This is a genomic window from Haemophilus haemolyticus (assembly GCF_001008275.1).
Lineage (GTDB): Bacteria > Pseudomonadota > Gammaproteobacteria > Enterobacterales > Pasteurellaceae > Haemophilus > Haemophilus haemolyticus_P.
Map to the genome: position 1 here is coordinate 1 of NZ_LCTH01000055.1, position 18,483 is coordinate 18,483.

The window sequence follows — 18,483 nt, forward strand, 5'->3', positions numbered from 1 at the left end:
TTCCTTTACCAGAATCTAAAGACGATCATTTAAATGAAAGACAACAGACTTGGGATTATCTTTATGAGCCAGAACCAAAAGTACTATTAGATAGTCTTTTAGTTCGTTATTTAGAATCCCAAATTTATCAAGCGGTTGTAGATAATTTAGCTTCAGAACAAGCGGCTCGAATGGTAGCAATGAAAGCAGCAACTGATAATGCAGGTAATTTAATTAATGATCTGCGGTTGGTGTATAACAAAGCTCGTCAAGCAAGTATCACAAATGAATTGAATGAAATCGTAGCCGGTGCGGCAGCGATTTAAGAAAAGAGGAACGGTAATGTCAGCAGGAAAAATTGTACAAATCATCGGTGCGGTGATTGACGTTGAATTTCCACAAGATGCAGTGCCAAAAGTTTACGATGCATTAAAAGTTGAATCAGGTTTAACACTTGAGGTGCAACAACAATTAGGTGGCGGTGTGGTACGTTGTATCGCATTAGGTGCTTCTGACGGTTTAAAACGTGGTTTAAAAGTAGAAAACACGAATGATCCGATTCAAGTACCGGTAGGCACAAAAACCCTTGGTCGTATTATGAATGTATTGGGTGAACCAATTGACGAACAAGGTCCAATCGGTGAAGAAGAGCGTTGGGCTATCCACCGTTCTGCGCCAAGCTATGAAGAACAATCAAACAGTACGGAATTATTAGAAACTGGTATCAAAGTTATCGACTTAATTTGTCCATTTGCTAAAGGTGGTAAAGTTGGTTTATTCGGTGGTGCGGGTGTAGGTAAAACCGTAAACATGATGGAATTAATTCGTAACATCGCGATCGAACACTCAGGTTACTCCGTATTTGCGGGTGTAGGTGAACGTACTCGTGAAGGTAACGACTTCTATCATGAAATGAAAGATTCTAACGTATTAGATAAAGTATCTTTGGTTTATGGTCAGATGAATGAGCCACCAGGTAACCGTTTACGTGTTGCGTTAACTGGTTTAACCATGGCAGAAAAATTCCGTGATGAAGGTCGAGATGTATTATTCTTTGTGGATAATATCTATCGTTATACCCTTGCTGGTACGGAAGTATCTGCGTTATTAGGTCGTATGCCATCAGCGGTAGGTTACCAACCAACCTTAGCTGAAGAAATGGGTGTGTTACAAGAACGTATTACATCAACTAAAACAGGTTCTATTACCTCTGTACAAGCGGTATATGTACCTGCGGATGACTTAACTGACCCATCTCCAGCAACCACTTTCGCACACTTAGACTCAACAGTTGTATTAAGTCGTCAAATTGCATCTTTAGGTATCTACCCTGCGGTTGATCCATTAGATTCAACTTCACGTCAGTTAGATCCACTTGTTGTTGGTCAAGAACATTATGATATTGCTCGTGGTGTACAAGGTATTTTACAACGTTATAAAGAATTGAAAGATATTATCGCAATTCTTGGTATGGACGAATTATCTGAAGAAGATAAATTAGTGGTAGCACGTGCACGTAAAATTGAACGTTTCTTATCACAACCGTTCTTCGTTGCTGAAGTATTTAACGGTACTCCTGGTAAATATGTTCCATTAAAAGAAACCATTCGCGGCTTTAAAGGTATTTTAAGCGGTGATTACGACCATATCCCAGAACAAGCGTTCTATATGGTAGGTTCAATCGATGAAGCGCTAGAAAAAGCCAAAAATATGTAATCACTTCAAGTCATTTGAAGGAGAACAAAAATGGCGACATTTAATTTAACAATAGTAAGCGCAGAGCGAAAAATCTTTGAAGGTGAAGTGAAACAGATCCAAGCAACAGGTGTTGAGGGAGAATTAGGAATTCTCCCTGGACACACACCATTGCTAACGGCAATTAAGCCAGGGATTGTTAAATTTATCCTTCAAGATGGAAATGAAGAAGTTATCTATGTTTCCGGTGGTTTTTTAGAGGTTCAACCAAATATTGTTACGGTACTAGCAGATGTTGCTATCCGTGGTAGTGAATTAGATGCAGATCGTATTCGCGAAGCAAAACGTAAAGCTGAAGAAAACATTGTATCTCATGCATCAGATGTAGATCATGATTTACTGGTTGCGAAACTTTCTAAAGAGTTAGCAAAACTTCGAGCTTATGAATTGACTGAAAAACTCTTGAAAACAAGACGGTAATAAAAAAGTGCGGTGAATTTTCACCGCACTTTTTGTTTGTTTCCTTAAAGAAATTTTACATAGTCACTTCGCTTAAATTCTGCTTTAAATAATTCTTCTAGTTGCCCAAAATAGAGAAACAAATCCTGCTCTCCTGCTGCGTAAGGGGCGATCTCATAGACATCGTAAATAAAATGTACACCTCTTGAATCTAAGTAAATATTGTTTGATAAATTAAAACTATCGGCTCCAATAACAGGTTCATATTCCTTATTGCTATTATTATATTGTTCCCATAAAAGCGTTTTTACTTTCGGTAAATCTTTTTCATTAAATAAATCATTTAATGTCAAAATATGGCGTGTAGTTAGATCAATCGTGAAATAGCGATTACCTTCTATCCCATGAGCACCACCTTCATAGTCATAAAAACTAATAGCAAAGGTTGCAAGTTTTTCTTTTTGTGCAATAAAATCTGTCCACATGGAATGAGAAATACCAAGAGATGGTGTTTCTTTTACTTCTTTTTTGTCTTCCTCAAAAGCTGCTTGATAACGTGCTATAAATTGTTCGCGAGAAATATTTTTCATTTCTTCATTTTCAGTCAATTTTTTCCACAATAGATCATTAAGCCAATCAATATTGGTTTTTATTGTTGAAATTGAATACTCAATTTTGGTTTCTTCAGGCTGGTAATCTTCTTTTGATTTAGGATGTTTAATAATTTCAGATTGATTAAATATTTCATCATTTTCCACAAAAATTGCTGGGACTGTTTTTTCTATTTGCTCTTTTAATTTGGTATTTTCAGTAGTGAGTTGTGCTACTGTTTGATTTAGTTGTTTTATTTTTGCTTCAGTATCTTTATCTTGGCAGCCTGTGAGTAATATGACAGAACTAATTAATGTAGCAACGAGCGTTTTTTTCATACTCTTTTCCTTTTTAAATCATAAATCAAAAACATTCTTATCGCGTAGAATATGGTCATTGCCTTTGCGACGCAAAAATCCCATTCGGTCGAAATATTCCATCAGTTGAACGGTAAGTTTGCGCCCGAAATTCAATTTATCACGTACTTCATTTACTGAAACTTTTCCTTTTTCTTCAGCTATTTGTTTGATGAGCCTTGCATAAGCATAGATGGTTTCAGTTAAGAAAAATCTATCTTTCACGATTGGCGTGAGGTAACCCAGTTTTCCAGCTTTATACATAAAATTACGCATAATTGATTCATCAATAGCGAGCGCATTTGCCATATCTCGCACCCAAATTGCTTGACCGTTTGCTTTTTCAAACTCATTTAATACATCTGTCCAACGTGATTTTTCTTCAGTATTAAACTGAATTTTATGCTCTGGTAGATGAATCCAGCCACGCGTTTGTTGTAATCGTCCATCATCAAGCATTTCATCGATAAAATGATGAATTAGATTTTCTGGCTGATTCAATGTCGCCATTCGATATAATCTGGCTTTACTTACACCAAGTTGATCATTATGTTGCTCGTGATAAGTATCAAGCGCGGTTAAAATTTGCTGCGTTTTTTCTTGTACGTAATTAGTATTAAAACACCAATCTTGATAGCGTACGGCGTCCCGCTCGGCGAGTGCTTTATCTAATTGCAAGGAAGTCAGTTGTTCCGTCCACATTAATTGGCGCGCTGTTGTCGCATTGTATTGAAGGGTAAGCGCAATACGTTGAGAAGAATTCTCTGCCAATGCTAAATTGGCTAAGAAATTTAACCGCACTTCAGTACGTTTATGACGTTTTGGCGAGTTAATTTCCAACACTCGTGCGCCGGCAATTAAGGTTTTTGTATCGCCACTGCGTAAAATAAGTTTGTCTCCGAAAGCCAAGAATAATGGTGAATCGAATATGATTTCAGCCAAAGTGCGGTCATTTTTTGCGGCATTTTTTCCCTGTAATAAGGTGAGCTTACCCGTAGTGCGACTCGCTCCGTGATAAATATGCACAGGTTGGCTTTCATTTAATGGTACTTCAGCCAAAATTTGTACACTGATGCGATCTGTTGGTGAGAGAGGTTCATCTTGCAATAACCAATCGCCTCGTTTCATTGGTGTGCGGTCTAAATCAGCATTTAAATTTAACGCTAAACGTTGCCCCGCAATACCTTGTTCGCTTGATGTATTTTGTGCGTGAATTGCTTTTACACGAACTTTCTGTCCAGTAGAAAGGTAAAGTTCATCGTTGACTTTCACTGTTCCTGAAAAGGCTGTGCCTGTCACGACGGTACCCGCCCCTTTTACGCTGAATACTCGGTCTATTGCGTAGCGGAATGGTTTCTGGGTATCAGCCAATTCAGGTAGATTAGCTAAGTAATGACGTAATTCACTGATGCCTTGTTTCGTTTCTGCTGAGGTAACGAAGTAGTTAGCATCGCGTAAAAAACTATAATCTTGTTTAATTGCTTGGATTAACGATTCAATTTGCTCTGAATTTGTACGATCTGCTTTTGTGATGACAACAATAATTTCGTGGAATTGAAGTTGGCGTAATATCGCTAAATGTTCTTTCGTTTGCGCAGCAACACCTTCATCTGCCGCGACAATTAACATTGCATAATGCACACCACCTAAACCCGCCAGCATATTTGACAAGAATTTCTCGTGTCCTGGCACATCAATAAAGCCAAGAACTTTGTTTTCTAAAGGTAGATAGGCATACCCCAAATCAATGGTCATTCCGCGTTTTTTTTCTTCTGGTAAATGCGCGGTACTTGTGCCAGTTAATGCTTTTAATAATGCTGTTTTGCCGTGATCAACGTGACCTGAAGTAACAATAATCATAGTTCGTCCAATGTATTTAATAATGTTTCAATATCCGCAAGGCTACGTAAGTCTAGCCAAATTTTTCCGTTTTCCATTCGCCCAATAATAGGTTGAGAAAGTTGTTTAAAACGAGCTGAAAGTGCGGAAAGTTTTATGTTTGTTTTTTCTGCAATAGTAACAGCCACGGAAGGGATTCTTTCCATTGGTTGTGAGCCACTGCCGATTTGTGCTTGGCTATCTTCAATTTGAATATCAAATTGTGAATTTAAGCGAGATTCTAATCGCTCTTTTAGACGCGTAGCATTTATTTTGAGTTGTTCTAATGATTGCGTGAGTAAGCGCAAAGTTGGTAACTTTTCAGTTAATTTTTCAGGATTTAAATATAAACGTAAAGTGGCTTCTAAGCCTGCTAAAATGACTTTATCGCAACGTAATGCACGCTTGAGAGGATGTGCTTGTAATTGTTCGATCCATTCTTTTTTACCCACAATAATGCCTGCTTGCACGCCACCAAGTAATTTATCTCCAGAGAAAGAGACCAAATCTACACTTTGTGCGACTTTTTCTTGCACGGTCGGTTCTTTTGGTAGGCTATATAGGCTTAAATCAACTAATGCGCCGCTGCCTAAATCAGTTACAACAGGCACATTCATTTCTCGGCCTAGTTCCGTAAGCTCTTCTTCTGAAACAGAAGAAGTAAAACCACAAATTTGATAATTGCTGCTATGCACTTTCATTAAAAAAGCCGTATTTTCAGTGATAGCATTACGATAATCTTTCAGATGGGTACGATTAGTGGTGCCCACTTCCACTAAATGGCATCCAGCTTGTTCCATAATATCTGGAATACGAAATGCACCGCCGATTTCAATTAATTCGCCACGAGAAATAATTACTTCTTTGCCTTGAGCAAAGGTTGCCAGCATTAACAATACCGCAGCGGCGTTGTTATTCACTATACAGGCTGCTTCAGCGCCAGTGAGTTTGCATAATAATTCACTGATGTAATTATCGCGATGACTACGCTTACCTTCATTTAAATCATATTCAAGCGAAACATTTTTCTGAATCGCAGAAAGCGCAGCCTGTTGTGCTGCTTCAGACCAAAGTGCTCGTCCAAGATTTGTGTGTAATACAGTACCCGTCAGATTATGCACCGCTTTGATTTGTACTTGGTTTTGTTTTTGTAGGCGAGAATGAATTTCTACAAAAGTGCGGTCAAAATTAGAAAAATATTCAGGAAGTTGATTATTTTTTTGAATAAATTGACGAGCTTGCGTTAATAATTCTCGACATGTTTCCACGACTGCAGTGTGACCAAATTCGGTAATAAGTTGTAAGCCTTGAGGTGTTTTGAGAATTTTGTCAACGGAAGGAAGTTGTTGAAAAAGTGCGGTCATTTTTGAATCCGTTTAAAATAACGTTGAATTGCCGATTAATTTACGCTAAAGTAACTACAATTTCAACCACGGAGGGGCGTCATCTCCGGTGAGGTGGCAGGATTTCAAATCCTGTTGAGGACGCCAGCGTTCTTGGGTGGGTTCGACTCCCATTCCCCTCCGCCAATTCTGTATATTTCTTCAATATTTCATTTTTATCATTTCTATTTTTTATAAAAATAAAAGCGGTCAAAACCGTTTTTAATTTTGACCGCCCTTTTTGATTAATACTGGATTACTTTGCAGGAATGTCTGCTAATACTCTCGTCAATAAATCCCAATAGGTTTGCACCGTTGCAATTTCCACTTTCTCATCTGGTGAGTGAGCATTTCGGATTGTTGGCCCGATAGAAATCATTTCTATGTGTGGATAATGTTCTTTTAAAAGACCACATTCTAATCCTGCGTGAATGACTTTCACTACAGGTTGCTCGCCTAGCACTTCAGCATAATGTTTGCGAGTAACGTCTAAGATAGTTGAGTCATTTACAGGTTTCCAGCCCGGATAAGGTGCAGAAAACTCAACTTTTGCATTTGCTAAGATTGCAAGTGAGCTAAGCATTTCTGTTACGTAATATTTACCGCTTTCAATTAATGAACGAACTAAAATGGTGCTTTTTACAACATTACCTTCTGTTTTCAATACGCCAACGCTTAATGAGCTTTCTACAACATTTTTAACTACATCACTATTGCGGATTACACCATTTGGCAATACGTTGAGTGTGTTAATTACTGTTTGAGTGCTTTGTGCGGTGAATACGGCAGGGGCTTTTTCTGCTGATTCTACAAAAAGTGTCAAATTAGGTTCTGCAATTGCTAATTCTTCTTTAAGAACAACCGCTAGATTTTCTACCGCACTTTCTATGGCTTTTACATCACCATTAAAGGCTAATACGGCTACAGCTTCTCGAGGTATTGCATTACGAATTGAGCCACCACGAATTTCAGAAAGAGCAAAGTGCGGTTCATTTTGAGAGAGTTTTGCTAATACTCGTGCTAACACTTTGATTGCATTTGCCCGCCCTGTATGGATATCGCCGCCAGAGTGGCCGCCACGTAAACCTTTAAGGGTGATTTGTGCACAGTGTTCAAACGTATTGGTTTCATATTGAACTGGAATTTCAAAGTTTGCGTTAATTCCACCCGCACAACCAATGTAAATTTCGCCAATTTCTTCGGTATCTGTATTGATTAAAATTTCCGATTGTAACCAGTTATGACGTAAGCCTTTTGCGCCATCCATCCCCGTTTCTTCCGTCATTGTTAAAAGCACTTCAAGAGGTGGATAAGCTAAATCATTGCTTTCTAACACCGCTAAAGTAGAGGCTAAACCGATACCATTGTCAGATCCTAGTGTTGTGCCTCGTGCTTTCACCCATTCCCCGTCAATATAAGGTTGAATAGGATCTTTGGTAAAATCATGTGGATTGCCTTCATTAGCCTGTGGCACCATATCTAAGTGCGCTTGTAGAACAACAGGTGTATGATTTTCCATTCCTTTCGTAGCGGGTTTACGAATGAGGACATTCCCCACTTCATCGCGTTCAACAAAAAAATTCTTTTCTTTCGCCCAATTTACAATAAAGTTAGCTAACGCATCTTCATGATGAGAAGGGTGAGGAATTGCACAGATTTGATTGAACCATTTCCACAGTAATGCTGGTTTAAGTGTTGTAATTTCAGACATAGTCACTCCTTTTTACTGAAAAATTTCATGAAATAATAGCATAAAACGCCATTTCGGGTTATCCTTACGCAATTTTTATTTATCGATAAATTTCTAAGGTGCAATTATGAGCGAAAAATATGTGGTGACTTGGGATATGTTCCAAATGCATGCCCGTAAATTATCTGAACGTTTACTTCCGGCTTCTCAATGGAAAGGTATTATTGCGGTGAGCCGTGGTGGTTTATTTCCAGCAGCTGTTTTGGCTCGCGAGTTAGGCCTTCGCCATATTGAGACTGTTTGTATCGCAAGTTATCACGATCATAACAATCAAGGTGAATTACAAGTTCTTCATGCAGCTCAAGTACCAAATGGTGGTGAAGGGTTTATCGTGGTAGACGATTTAGTTGATACGGGTAATACGGCGCGTGCAATTCGTCAAATGTACCCTAATGCAAAATTTGTGACTGTATTTGCAAAACCTGCAGGTGCGGAATTAGTGGATGATTACGTGATTGATATTCCACAAAATACTTGGATTGAGCAACCTTGGGATTTAGGTTTAACCTTTGTTCCACCTCTATCTAGAAAATAATTTTTATACAGATACAGAATAAAAGAGCGGTCAAAATAAAAGAAGTTTTGACCGCTCTTTTTGTATGAGAATTAATTTATAAATTATTCTTCATCTTCTTTTGCCCATTCTAATGAGCGTTTAACTGCTTTTTTCCAACCTTTGTAGCGACGTTCGCGTTTGTCATTGTTGCTGTCTGGACTGAATGTGCGTTCTACACGGGCTTTATCACGAAGCTCGTCTAAATCTTTCCAGAAGCCTGTTGCTAAACCAGCAAGATAAGCGGCACCTAACGCGGTTACTTCTTTCACTACAGGGCGTTCCACATTTACATCTAAAATGTCTGCTTGGAATTGCATTAAGAAGTTATTGTTTGTCGCGCCACCATCCACACGGAGATATTGTAGGCGTTCACCCGAATCTGATTGCATAGCCTCTAAGACATCACGGGTTTGGTAAGCAATAGATTCTAAGGTTGCACGAACAATATGATTACGGTTTGCGCCGCGAGAAAGACCAAAAATCGCACCGCGCGCATATGGATCCCAATATGGTGCACCTAAACCCGTGAAAGCAGGAACAACATATACGCCATTACTATCAGTCACTTTTTGTGCGAAGTATTCAGAGTCAAAGCTATCGTGAAGAATTTTGAGTTCATCACGGAGCCATTGGATTGATGCACCCGCGATAAATACAGAGCCTTCTAAGGCATATTCTGGTTCGCCTTTTGCATTACAAGCTATGGTTGTGAGTAGTCCATTTTTTGATGTAATGGCTTTGTTACCTGTGTGGAGTAACATAAAGCAGCCTGTGCCATAAGTGTTTTTAGCTTGTCCAGCATGTACGCAAAGATGTCCGTAAAGAGCTGCTTGTTGGTCACCTGCAATCCCTGCAACAGGAATACGAACACCGCCTTTACCACCGATATTGGTTTGGCCGTAAATTTCAGAAGAGTTGCGTACTTCAGGTAACATTGAACGTGGAATATTCAAGATTTCAAGCATCTTGTTGTCCCATTGTTTGGTATGAATGTTGAATAACATGGTACGAGATGCATTGGTGTAATCGGTTACGTGCACTCGGCCTTGAGTCAGTTTCCATACAAGCCAAGTATCAACGGTACCAAATAATAATTCGCCACGTTCTGCTTTTTCTCGAGCACCTTCAACGTTATCCAAAATCCATTTTACTTTTGTACCAGAGAAGTAAGGGTCAACCACTAAGCCAGTGGTATTACGAATGTATTCCTCATGACCATCGGCCTTTAATTTATCGGTAATGTCTGCTGTACGGCGGCATTGCCATACGATAGCGTTGTAAACAGGCGTACCTGTTGCTTTTTCCCATACAATGGTGGTTTCACGTTGGTTGGTGATACCGATAGCGGCAATTTCATCAGATGTAATGCCTGCTTTGGCAACGACTTCGTTTAAGGTTGAGCTTTGAGTTGCCCAAATTTCCATTGGGTTATGTTCTACCCAGCCTGCACGAGGGTAGATTTGGGTAAATTCACGTTGTGCAATTTCAACCACATTCGCATTATGATCTAATAATACTGCGCGAGAGCTTGTTGTACCTTGGTCTAATGCAATGATGTATTTTTTGTCTGTCATAGTATTACTCCTTCAAATAATTATTCGCAGCCGCAATTACAAGGTAAATTGCCGCCAATTGCTTTTTTGTATAACCATGCACCAGCTAATGCGCCTAAAACGGGTGCAACCATTGGAACGATAAAATAAGGGATTTCGCGTCCGCCAGTTAAAGCGAGTTCGCCCCAGCCAGCGAGATAAGCAAAGAATTTTGGTCCGAAGTCACGTGCTGGATTCATGGCAAAACCTGTTAAAGGGCCCATAGCACCACCAAGAACTGCGATTAATACACCAATTAATAATGGGGCAAGTGGACCACGAGGTACACCGTTTCCATCGTCAGTTAATGCCATAATTAATGCCATAAGAATTGCAGTAATCACAAATTCCACAGCAAAGGCTCCACCAATGCTTAAACTTGGATGAGGATAAGTGGAGAATGTACCCGCAAGGCTTAAACTTTCTTGTGTACCACGAACAATGTTGTGGGCTGTTTCATAATCGATAAAAACATTACGGTATAAGGCATAAACTAATGCTGTAGCAAAGAATGCGCCGAGCATTTGTGAAATGATGTAAGGAATTACTTTTTTGCCGTCAAAGCAAGCAAATTTCCAAAGGGCAATGGTTACTGCTGGGTTTAGATGTGCACCAGATAAACCAGCTGTTGCATATACTGCAAGTGCAACGCCCATCCCCCACATAATGCTGATTTCCCACAAGCCAAAACTAGCGCCTGCTACTTTTAGTGCTGCAACGCAGCCCACACCAAAGAAAATCAATAAGGCTGTACCTAAAAACTCGCCGATACAGTTCGCTTTTAATGATTTATCCATAGATCACTCCTTAGAAGTGCGGTTGAAATGAAGGGTGTTTTCCCTAAATAAAAGGGAAGAAGAATCTATTAAAAAAGAATACGGAGTGTTTTGAAATAGCCTCCTTATTTGAATTCTAGGTTAGAACACCTAGATTGATTATGATGTTACTCTGTTAGAGTAGATTGTTAGCTTCTACGATATAGAAACCTAGTTAACCGTGGGTATGTTTACCCACGGTTGTGAGGGATATTATTTTTTCCCTTTTAAGAATTCCACGCCAGTATCTGGGAAATCAGTAAATACGCCTGTTGCACCTGATTTATTCAATAATGCATCGTACATTTGATTTACATCTGTGAAGAATTCTGGCAATGCGTCTTTACGCACTGTATATGGATGAAGTTCAACTTTGTATTGAGCAAGCTCTTTTACTAATGGTGTGTATACAATATTGCCTGGTTTAGATTTTTCTTTATCTACTAACATATACCAACCTGGACCAACACCATCAGCATATTTCACCACTTCTGCCATTGCACCTGGTTTAAACATCCAATCGTAATCGTAGTTTACCCATTTACCTTTCGCATCTTTTTCTTGCGTTTCTTTCCAATCTGTATAAGCCACTAATTGAACTAATTTCAAATCCATGCCCATTTTTGGAAGTAATTCTGTTTTGATACGTTTTAACTCATTAAAGTCGAAAGTTTGTAAGTAAACCATATCGGTTTTCTTATCATAACCATATTTTTTCAACACTTTGAGCGTTTCAGCGGCAATATCTTTGCCATTTTGATGGTGGAACCAAGGTGCTTTGATTTCTGGATAAATCCCTACTTTTTTGCCAGTCGATTTTTCTAAGCCTTGGATAAATTCAATTTCATCTTCAAAAGTGTGAATTCTGAAGTGTGATTTCCAAAGTGGGAAACGGCCAGGATAAACTTGTGCTTGTTTGCCATCTTTGGTTTCAAAGTTTTCAGTCATTTCTAAACTTTGAATTTCTTTTAAGGTAAAGTCGATGACATAGTAACGACCATCTTTACGGTGACGATGTGGGAATTTTTTCGCTACATCAGTCAAGCCATCTAAAAAGTGATCGTGAATAACCACTAAACGACCATCTTTAGTCATGGCTAAATCTTGCTCTAAATAATCAGCATGTTGTGCAAACGCAAGTGCTTTAGATTCTAAAGTATGCTCTGGTAAATAACCGCTAGCACCACGGTGAGCAATAATGATTTTGTCTGATTTCATTTGGGTGTTTGCCATGCTTGATGAATGGCTGCTGCAACCTGCTAGCACGCCAGCTGCTAATAAAGAAAGCGCTAAAGTTTTAAGTTTCATAAGTATTTTCTCCTTAAGAGTGCGGTAAATTTTTATGGGTTTTTTAGATTTTAGTTACAAAAAAGGCGACTAAGCAATTTGCCTGTCGCCTTTTTTAAGCTAATTATTTAGTACCGTAAGTATCGCCTAATTTAGCCTTATGTTTTCCTTCTTCAACCATTACGATTAAGAGTAATAACACCGCTAATACGCCACCGCCGATCATTACGTAGAAACCACCGTCCCATCCGTAATGTTGAGCAGCCCAACCGATAACTGCTGATGCAGAAACTGTACCACCTAAGTAACCAAATAAACCGGTGAAGCCTGCTGCAGTACCTGCTGCTTTTTTCGGTGCTAACTCAAGAGCATGCAAACCGATTAACATTACAGGACCATAGATTAAGAAACCGATTAAAGTCATTAAAATGAAGTCAGTTAATTGGTATGGGTTTTGATACCATGCGCTGTAGTTCGCTAATTCAGCTTCTGGTGTAGCTGGGTTCATCCAGTACGCAACAACCGCTGCAGTTGTTAAGATCATGAAGATGAAACCAGTTAAGCCACGTTTACCTTTGAATACTTTATCTGATACCCAACCACATAATAATGTACCTGGAACCGCTGCTAATTCATAGATTGTATACGCCCATGCGGTACCTTTGATGTTGAAGTGTTTTACTTCGCTCAAATAAACTGGAGACCATTTTAATACACCGTAGCGGATTAAATATACGAACACGTTAGCAAGTGCGATGTACCATAACAATTTGTTTTTCAATACATAAGTAACGAAGATTTCTTTTGTGCTTAAATCGTTTTCGTAAGTTTTTTCGTTATAGTCATCAGGGTAGTCATTACGCCATTTTTCGATAGATGGTAAACCACAAGATTGTGGAGTATCACGCATCACGAAGTAAACTGGAATTGCACAGATCATTGCTGCAATACCCGGATAGTATAGGGATTGTTGCCAAATGTCTTTTGCTTGTGCTTCGATACCATGAGTGCTGAAGAAGACGGCACTTGCTAATAGCACCATTGCACCAGGCATCATACCACCGATATTGTGCGCAGTATTCCAAATTGACACGATAGTACCGCGTTCAGATTTAGACCACCAGTGCACCATAGTACGGCCACATGGAGGCCATCCCATACCTTGGAACCAACCATTTAAGAAGATCATCGCCCACATGATAGCGATGCCAGAGGTTGCCCATGGGAATAGACCCATTAAGGTCATACATAAACCAGATAGTAATAAACCAAATGGTAGGAATACACGTGGGTTAGAACGGTCAGACATACCAGCCATTACGAATTTTGATAAACCGTAAGCAAGGCCAGCAGCAGAACCGATTACACCAAGCTCAGCTTTTGTATAAAGACCAGCTTGAATTAAACCAGGTTGTGCTAAGTCAAAGTTTGCACGCACGAAATAGTATGCGGCATAACCAAAGAAGATCCCTGCGAATACTTGCCAACGTAAGCGTTTATACGTGGAATCAATTTTTTCCGCTGGAAGTTCCGCAATATGCGGAGCGGGTTTGAATGGTCCAAACATAATTTTTTTCTCCAACTTTTAATTATGTGTAAGTTTTATTCACCCTTTATTAGACAGTAAGGGATGGGCGCATGATAAAAGAAAATAAAAAATAAGGAAGTAAAAAAAGTAAAAAATGTGAAGTGTTTCACAAAATTTTTACACCATTTGAGCGAATGCGAAAATTATTGTGATCGGTATCACAAAATTGTTTTCTTTTGCGCTCAAAATGTTGTTAATTTGGTCGCACTTCTCTACAATGCCTGTGATTTTTATATTACTTTTTTGTTAAATTTTGGGAATTGGGGGTAAACATGGGATTATCGCCTAGCATGTACAAAGATGTTGGAGATTTTTCGCCACTCAGTACTGATGTCATTATTATCGGTGGTGGCGCAACGGGTGCTGGTATTGCGCGTGACTGTGCACTTCGTGGCATTGATTGTATTTTATTGGAACGTAGAGACATAGCAACGGGGGCGACAGGACGTAACCACGGATTATTACACAGTGGCGCACGTTATGCCGTGAACGACCAAGAATCTGCTGAAGAATGTATTAAAGAAAACCGCATTTTGCGCAAAATTGCGCGTCATTGCGTAGATGAAACGGAAGGCTTATTTATCACGTTACCTGAAGATTCTCTCGACTATCAAAAAACCTTCCTTGAGAGTTGTGCAAAATCTGGAATTGATGCGCAAGCCATTGATCCTGACTTAGCTAAAATTATGGAGCCTTCTGTAAACCCAGATTTAGTGGGCGCTGTTGTTGTGCCAGATGGTTCTATTGACCCATTCCGTTTAACTGCCTCTAATATGATGGATGCGACAGAAAACGGCGCAAAAATGTTCACTTATTGCGAAGTAAAAAATTTGATTCGTGAAGGTGGAAAAGTGATTGGTGTGAATGTGTTCGATCACAAAAATCGTAGAGAACGCCAATTTTTTGCACCGCTTGTTGTGAATGCTGGTGGTATTTGGGGACAAGGGATTGCGGAATATGCCGATCTCAAAATCAAAATGTTCCCTGCGAAAGGCGCATTGCTCGTAATGGGCCATCGTATTAATAAACTTGTCATTAACCGCTGCCGTAAACCAGCTGATGCGGATATTCTAGTTCCAGGCGACACAATTTGTGTTATTGGTACAACGTCAAGTCGTGTTCCTTATGATCAGATCGATAATATGCAAGTAACGCCAGAAGAAGTGGATATTCTTTTCCGTGAAGGTGAAAAACTTGCCCCGAGCTTGCGTCATACTCGCGTATTACGTGCTTATGCTGGGGTGCGTCCATTAGTTGCGAGTGATGATGATCCATCAGGTCGTAATGTGAGTCGTGGTATTGTTCTACTTGACCATGCAGAACGCGATGGCTTAGATGGTTTTATTACTATCACTGGCGGTAAGTTAATGACTTATCGTTTAATGGCTGAATGGGCGACCGACCTTGTTTGTAAAAAACTTAATAAAACGGCTCGTTGTGTCACTGCGGAGCAACCTTTGCCAGGCTCTACTGAAAGCCGTCAAGAGACCAATCAAAAAGTCATTTCATTACCAAGTACTATTCGTTATTCTGCTGTGTATCGTCATGGTTCACGTGCTACTCGTTTGCTTGAAAAAGAACGTTTAGATCGTTCAATGGTTTGCGAATGTGAAGCGGTGACGGCGGGCGAAGTGCGCTACGCGATTGATGAATTGGGTGTAAATAACATTGTGGATTTACGCCGCCGTACTCGTGTTGGTATGGGTACTTGCCAAGCTGAACTGTGTGCATGTCGTGCTGCAGGCTTAATGAACCGTTTTGAGGTGGCAACACCAACTCAATCAACCACTCAACTTTCTGCTTTTATGGAAGAACGCTGGCGTGGTATTGAGCCGATTGCTTGGGGTGAAGCGATTCGCGAAGCCGAATTTACATCTTGGATGTATGGTAGCGTATTAGGTTTAAATGATGTGAAACCGCTTGATGAACAAGCACAACAAGGGACGGATAGCAATGAATTTTGATGTAGCCATTATTGGCGGTGGTTTAGCGGGTTTAACCTGTGGCATCGCCCTTCAACAACGCGGCAAACGTTGCGTGATAATCAACAACGGTCAAGCAGCCATTGATTTTGCATCCGGCTCTTTAGATTTATTAAGCCGTATGCCATCAACGCCAAATGGAGAAGGTCGCGCGGTAGAAAATTTAAAAGAAAATATCACCGCACTTCGCAATGAATTACCTGCTCACCCTTATAGCTTATTGGGCACAGAGAAAGTGCTTGCTAAAGCGCAAGATTTTGAACGTTTAGCTAATGAATTAAATCTTGATTTAATTGGTTCTACGGAAAAGAACCATTGGCGTGTAACAGGCTTAGGTAGTTTACGTGGTGCGTGGCTTTCACCAAATAGTGTGCCAACTGTACAAGGTAATGAACGTTTTCCGCATAAACGTATTGCGGTGCTTGGTATCGAAGGTTATCACGATTTTCAACCTCAACTTTTAGCGGCGAATTTAGTGTTAAACCCACAATTTGAGCATTGTGAGGTGACTAGTGGTTTCTTAAATATTCCACAATTAGACGAGCTTCGTAAAAATGCTCGTGAGTTCCGCAGTGTAAACATCTCTCAACTTCTAGAGCACAAACTTGCGTTTAATGATCTTGTTAAAGAAATTATTGAATCAGCGCAAGGTGCAGATGCCGTATTTTTACCGGCTTGTTTTGGTTTAGAAAACCAAGAATTTATGACCGCACTTCGTGAGGCAACTAAGCTCGCATTATTTGAATTGCCAACGTTGCCACCATCATTACTCGGTATGCGCCAGCGTATTCAATTACGCCGTAAATTTGAATCCCTTGGTGGTTTAATGATTAACGGTGATAGTGCATTGAGTGCAACATTTGAAGGAAACCAAGTGCGTTGTGTCAACACTCGCTTGCTCGAAGATGAAGAAATTACTGCAGATAACTTCGTACTAGCTTCAGGCAGTTTCTTCAGTAAAGGACTCATTTCTGAATTCGATAAAATTTATGAGCCGGTTTTTGAATCCGATATTATCGGTGTTGAAGGGTTTAACGATAAAGATCGTTTTACTTGGACTGCTCATCGTTTTGCTCATCCACAACCTTATCAATCTGCTGGTGTGGCAATTAATGCTCAATGCCAAGTGCAAAAGAGCGGTCAATATTTAACGAATTTATATGCCGTCGGTAATGTGATTGGTGGGTTTAATGCCCTTGAGCTTGGTTGTGGTTCGGGTGTCGCAGTTGTAACTGCCTTGGCGGTTGCTGATGAAATCTTGGCAAAATAAGGGGGAATAATATGGATAATAATATTCAACGACTCATTGATAGTGCAAAACAATCCCTTAATTCACCTGAAAGCCATAAATATATCGACGAAAGTTTTGAAAGCTGTATTAAATGTACGGCTTGTACCGCTGTTTGTCCGGTTTCACGCAACAATCCGCTTTATCCTGGTCCAAAACAATCTGGCCCAGATGGTGAGCGTTTACGCTTAAAATCTGCTGAACTTTACGATGAAGCACTTAAATATTGTACCAACTGTAAACGTTGTGAAGTGGCTTGTCCGTCTGATGTGAAAATCGGTGATTTAATTGTGCGTGCACGTAATAACCACTTAGCACAATCTAAAAAACCGTTAATGAATAAATTGCGTGATGCGATTTTAAGTAACACTGATGTCATGGGGAAAATCAATACGCCATTAGCGCCGATTGTAAACACTATCACAAGCCTAAAAGCTACCAAATTTATGTTGGAAAAAACGCTTAAAATTAGTAAAGAACGTACTTTACCTAAATATGCGTTTGGCACGTTCCGTAGCTGGTATATGAAAAATGCGTTACAAGACCAACAAAAATTTGAGCGTAAAGTCGCGTATTATCATGGTTGCTATGTGAACTATAATAATCCGCAGCTTGGTAAAGAATTCCTTAAAGTGTTCAATGCGATGAACATTGGGGTGATGCTATTAGAAAAAGAAAAATGCTGTGGTTTACCATTAATGGTGAACGGTTTCCCAGAACGTGCACGTAACATCGCACAGTTCAATACCGATTACATTGGAAAAATGGTAGATGAAAATGGACTAGATGTGATCAGTGAAGCATCAAGCTGTTCACTTAATCTGCGTGATGAATACCATCATATTTTAGGCATCGACAATGCTAAAGTACGTCCGTATATTCATATGGTGACACCGTTCTTATACCAGCTTTTCAAAGAAGGTAAAACATTACCGCTGAAACCACTTAAACTTCGAGTGGCTTATCACACTGCTTGTCACGTAGATAAAGCAGGTTGGGCACCTTATACTTTGGAAGTGTTGAAAAAAATTCCTGGTTTAGAAATCATTATGTTACCTAGCCAATGCTGTGGTATTGCGGGGACTTACGGTTTTAAATCAGAAAACTATGAGGTTTCACAATCTATTGGTAAAAACCTATTTGATAATATTAATGAAGGTGGGTTTGATTACGTCATATCTGAATGCCAAACCTGTAAATGGCAAATTGATATGTCGTCCAATGTGACCTGTATTCACCCATTAACCTTACTCTGTATGTCGATGGATGCTTAGAAATAAGAAAA

General features: G+C 39.7%; 15 protein-coding genes and 1 tRNA gene. 8 read left to right on the plus strand and 8 right to left on the minus strand.

The features are described 5' to 3' along the window. The 3 genes from AAX15_RS07715 to AAX15_RS07725 form a co-directional block, all read left to right on the plus strand. Positions 1 to 305, plus strand: a 305-nt coding sequence (locus AAX15_RS07715) for a F0F1 ATP synthase subunit gamma (RefSeq protein WP_046939904.1), incomplete at its 5' end; no start/stop codon positions are given. Positions 306 to 321: 16 nt separating this feature from the next. Next, positions 322 to 1,695, plus strand: coding sequence for a F0F1 ATP synthase subunit beta (gene atpD, locus AAX15_RS07720; RefSeq protein ID WP_005629235.1), 1,374 nt, complete (start codon positions 322 to 324; stop codon positions 1,693 to 1,695). A gap of 30 nt (positions 1,696 to 1,725) precedes the next feature. Further along, on the plus strand, positions 1,726 to 2,154 hold the full coding sequence (locus tag AAX15_RS07725; protein ID WP_046939906.1) for a F0F1 ATP synthase subunit epsilon: 429 nt from the start codon (positions 1,726 to 1,728) through the stop codon (positions 2,152 to 2,154). A gap of 44 nt (positions 2,155 to 2,198) precedes the next feature. Here AAX15_RS07725 and AAX15_RS07730 read toward each other — a convergent pair whose 3' ends face one another. From AAX15_RS07730 to selA, 3 genes are read right to left on the minus strand one after another with little or no spacing between them, the layout of a single operon-like run. Continuing rightward, on the minus strand, positions 2,199 to 3,062 hold the full coding sequence (locus AAX15_RS07730) for a DUF3298 domain-containing protein (RefSeq protein WP_046939909.1): 864 nt from the start codon (positions 3,060 to 3,062) through the stop codon (positions 2,199 to 2,201). 18 nt (positions 3,063 to 3,080) lie between these two features. Further along, positions 3,081 to 4,940, minus strand: a complete 1,860-nt coding sequence (selB, locus tag AAX15_RS07735) for a selenocysteine-specific translation elongation factor (protein WP_046939911.1) — start codon at positions 4,938 to 4,940, stop codon at positions 3,081 to 3,083. Beyond that, a complete protein-coding gene (selA, locus tag AAX15_RS07740; protein WP_046939913.1) occupies positions 4,937 to 6,322 on the minus strand; it encodes an L-seryl-tRNA(Sec) selenium transferase in 1,386 nt (461 codons plus the stop codon). Before selA ends, selB begins: the two co-directional genes overlap by 4 nt. Before the next feature lie 70 nt (positions 6,323 to 6,392). Between selA and AAX15_RS07745 the strand changes: the two genes are divergently transcribed. Further along, positions 6,393 to 6,487: transfer RNA gene (locus AAX15_RS07745), tRNA-Sec, on the plus strand. A gap of 109 nt (positions 6,488 to 6,596) precedes the next feature. On the opposite strand, the gene pepD is transcribed toward AAX15_RS07745, so the two are convergent. Continuing rightward, complete coding sequence (gene pepD / locus AAX15_RS07750) at positions 6,597 to 8,051, minus strand: aminoacyl-histidine dipeptidase (protein WP_046939915.1); 1,455 nt, start codon at positions 8,049 to 8,051, stop codon at positions 6,597 to 6,599. A gap of 106 nt (positions 8,052 to 8,157) precedes the next feature. Here pepD and gpt point away from each other — a divergent pair, with 106 nt between their 5' ends. Then, positions 8,158 to 8,625: a xanthine phosphoribosyltransferase gene (gene gpt, locus AAX15_RS07755; protein ID WP_005632242.1), complete on the plus strand. Its 468-nt coding sequence runs from the start codon at positions 8,158 to 8,160 to the stop codon at positions 8,623 to 8,625. An 83-nt stretch (positions 8,626 to 8,708) separates the two neighbouring features. Here gpt and glpK read toward each other — a convergent pair whose 3' ends face one another. The 4 genes from glpK to glpT form a co-directional block, all read right to left on the minus strand. Further along, complete coding sequence (gene glpK / locus AAX15_RS07760; protein WP_046939917.1) at positions 8,709 to 10,220, minus strand: glycerol kinase GlpK; 1,512 nt, start codon at positions 10,218 to 10,220, stop codon at positions 8,709 to 8,711. A 20-nt stretch (positions 10,221 to 10,240) separates the two neighbouring features. Beyond that, entirely contained in the window at positions 10,241 to 11,035 is a 795-nt protein-coding gene (locus tag AAX15_RS07765; protein ID WP_046939919.1) for an MIP/aquaporin family protein, read from the minus strand. A 231-nt stretch (positions 11,036 to 11,266) separates the two neighbouring features. Continuing rightward, positions 11,267 to 12,361 carry a glycerophosphodiester phosphodiesterase gene (gene glpQ / locus AAX15_RS07770; RefSeq protein WP_046939921.1) on the minus strand — a complete coding sequence of 365 codons (1,095 nt, stop codon included), beginning with the start codon at positions 12,359 to 12,361 and terminating at the stop codon, positions 11,267 to 11,269. A gap of 103 nt (positions 12,362 to 12,464) precedes the next feature. Further along, positions 12,465 to 13,907: a glycerol-3-phosphate transporter gene (gene glpT, locus AAX15_RS07775; protein ID WP_046939923.1), complete on the minus strand. Its 1,443-nt coding sequence runs from the start codon at positions 13,905 to 13,907 to the stop codon at positions 12,465 to 12,467. A 293-nt stretch (positions 13,908 to 14,200) separates the two neighbouring features. Here glpT and glpA point away from each other — a divergent pair, with 293 nt between their 5' ends. Genes glpA through glpC form a run of 3 tightly spaced genes read left to right on the plus strand, consistent with a single transcriptional unit; the run spans position 14,201 to position 18,472 of the window. Then, positions 14,201 to 15,892, plus strand: a complete 1,692-nt coding sequence (gene glpA, locus AAX15_RS07780; RefSeq protein WP_005638406.1) for an anaerobic glycerol-3-phosphate dehydrogenase subunit A — start codon at positions 14,201 to 14,203, stop codon at positions 15,890 to 15,892. Continuing rightward, the gene (gene glpB, locus AAX15_RS07785) at positions 15,882 to 17,180 is read left to right on the plus strand and encodes a glycerol-3-phosphate dehydrogenase subunit GlpB (RefSeq protein ID WP_046939926.1); all 1,299 of its coding nucleotides are present in this window, start codon (positions 15,882 to 15,884) and stop codon (positions 17,178 to 17,180) included. Before glpA ends, glpB begins: the two co-directional genes overlap by 11 nt. Positions 17,181 to 17,191: 11 nt before the next feature. Further along, complete coding sequence (gene glpC / locus AAX15_RS07790) at positions 17,192 to 18,472, plus strand: anaerobic glycerol-3-phosphate dehydrogenase subunit GlpC (protein ID WP_046939928.1); 1,281 nt, start codon at positions 17,192 to 17,194, stop codon at positions 18,470 to 18,472. Positions 18,473 to 18,483: the final 11 nt, after the last annotated feature.

Coding starts and splice junctions, on each gene's coding strand:
- atpD (WP_005629235.1), top strand. CDS start 322: ATGTCAGCAGGAAAAATTGTACAAATCATCGGTGCGGTGATTGACGTT.
- AAX15_RS07725 (WP_046939906.1), top strand. CDS start 1,726: ATGGCGACATTTAATTTAACAATAGTAAGCGCAGAGCGAAAAATCTTT.
- AAX15_RS07730 (WP_046939909.1), bottom strand. CDS start 3,062: ATGAAAAAAACGCTCGTTGCTACATTAATTAGTTCTGTCATATTACTC.
- selB (WP_046939911.1), bottom strand. CDS start 4,940: ATGATTATTGTTACTTCAGGTCACGTTGATCACGGCAAAACAGCATTA.
- selA (WP_046939913.1), bottom strand. CDS start 6,322: ATGACCGCACTTTTTCAACAACTTCCTTCCGTTGACAAAATTCTCAAA.
- pepD (WP_046939915.1), bottom strand. CDS start 8,051: ATGTCTGAAATTACAACACTTAAACCAGCATTACTGTGGAAATGGTTC.
- gpt (WP_005632242.1), top strand. CDS start 8,158: ATGAGCGAAAAATATGTGGTGACTTGGGATATGTTCCAAATGCATGCC.
- glpK (WP_046939917.1), bottom strand. CDS start 10,220: ATGACAGACAAAAAATACATCATTGCATTAGACCAAGGTACAACAAGC.
- AAX15_RS07765 (WP_046939919.1), bottom strand. CDS start 11,035: ATGGATAAATCATTAAAAGCGAACTGTATCGGCGAGTTTTTAGGTACA.
- glpQ (WP_046939921.1), bottom strand. CDS start 12,361: ATGAAACTTAAAACTTTAGCGCTTTCTTTATTAGCAGCTGGCGTGCTA.
- glpT (WP_046939923.1), bottom strand. CDS start 13,907: ATGTTTGGACCATTCAAACCCGCTCCGCATATTGCGGAACTTCCAGCG.
- glpA (WP_005638406.1), top strand. CDS start 14,201: ATGGGATTATCGCCTAGCATGTACAAAGATGTTGGAGATTTTTCGCCA.
- glpB (WP_046939926.1), top strand. CDS start 15,882: ATGAATTTTGATGTAGCCATTATTGGCGGTGGTTTAGCGGGTTTAACC.
- glpC (WP_046939928.1), top strand. CDS start 17,192: ATGGATAATAATATTCAACGACTCATTGATAGTGCAAAACAATCCCTT.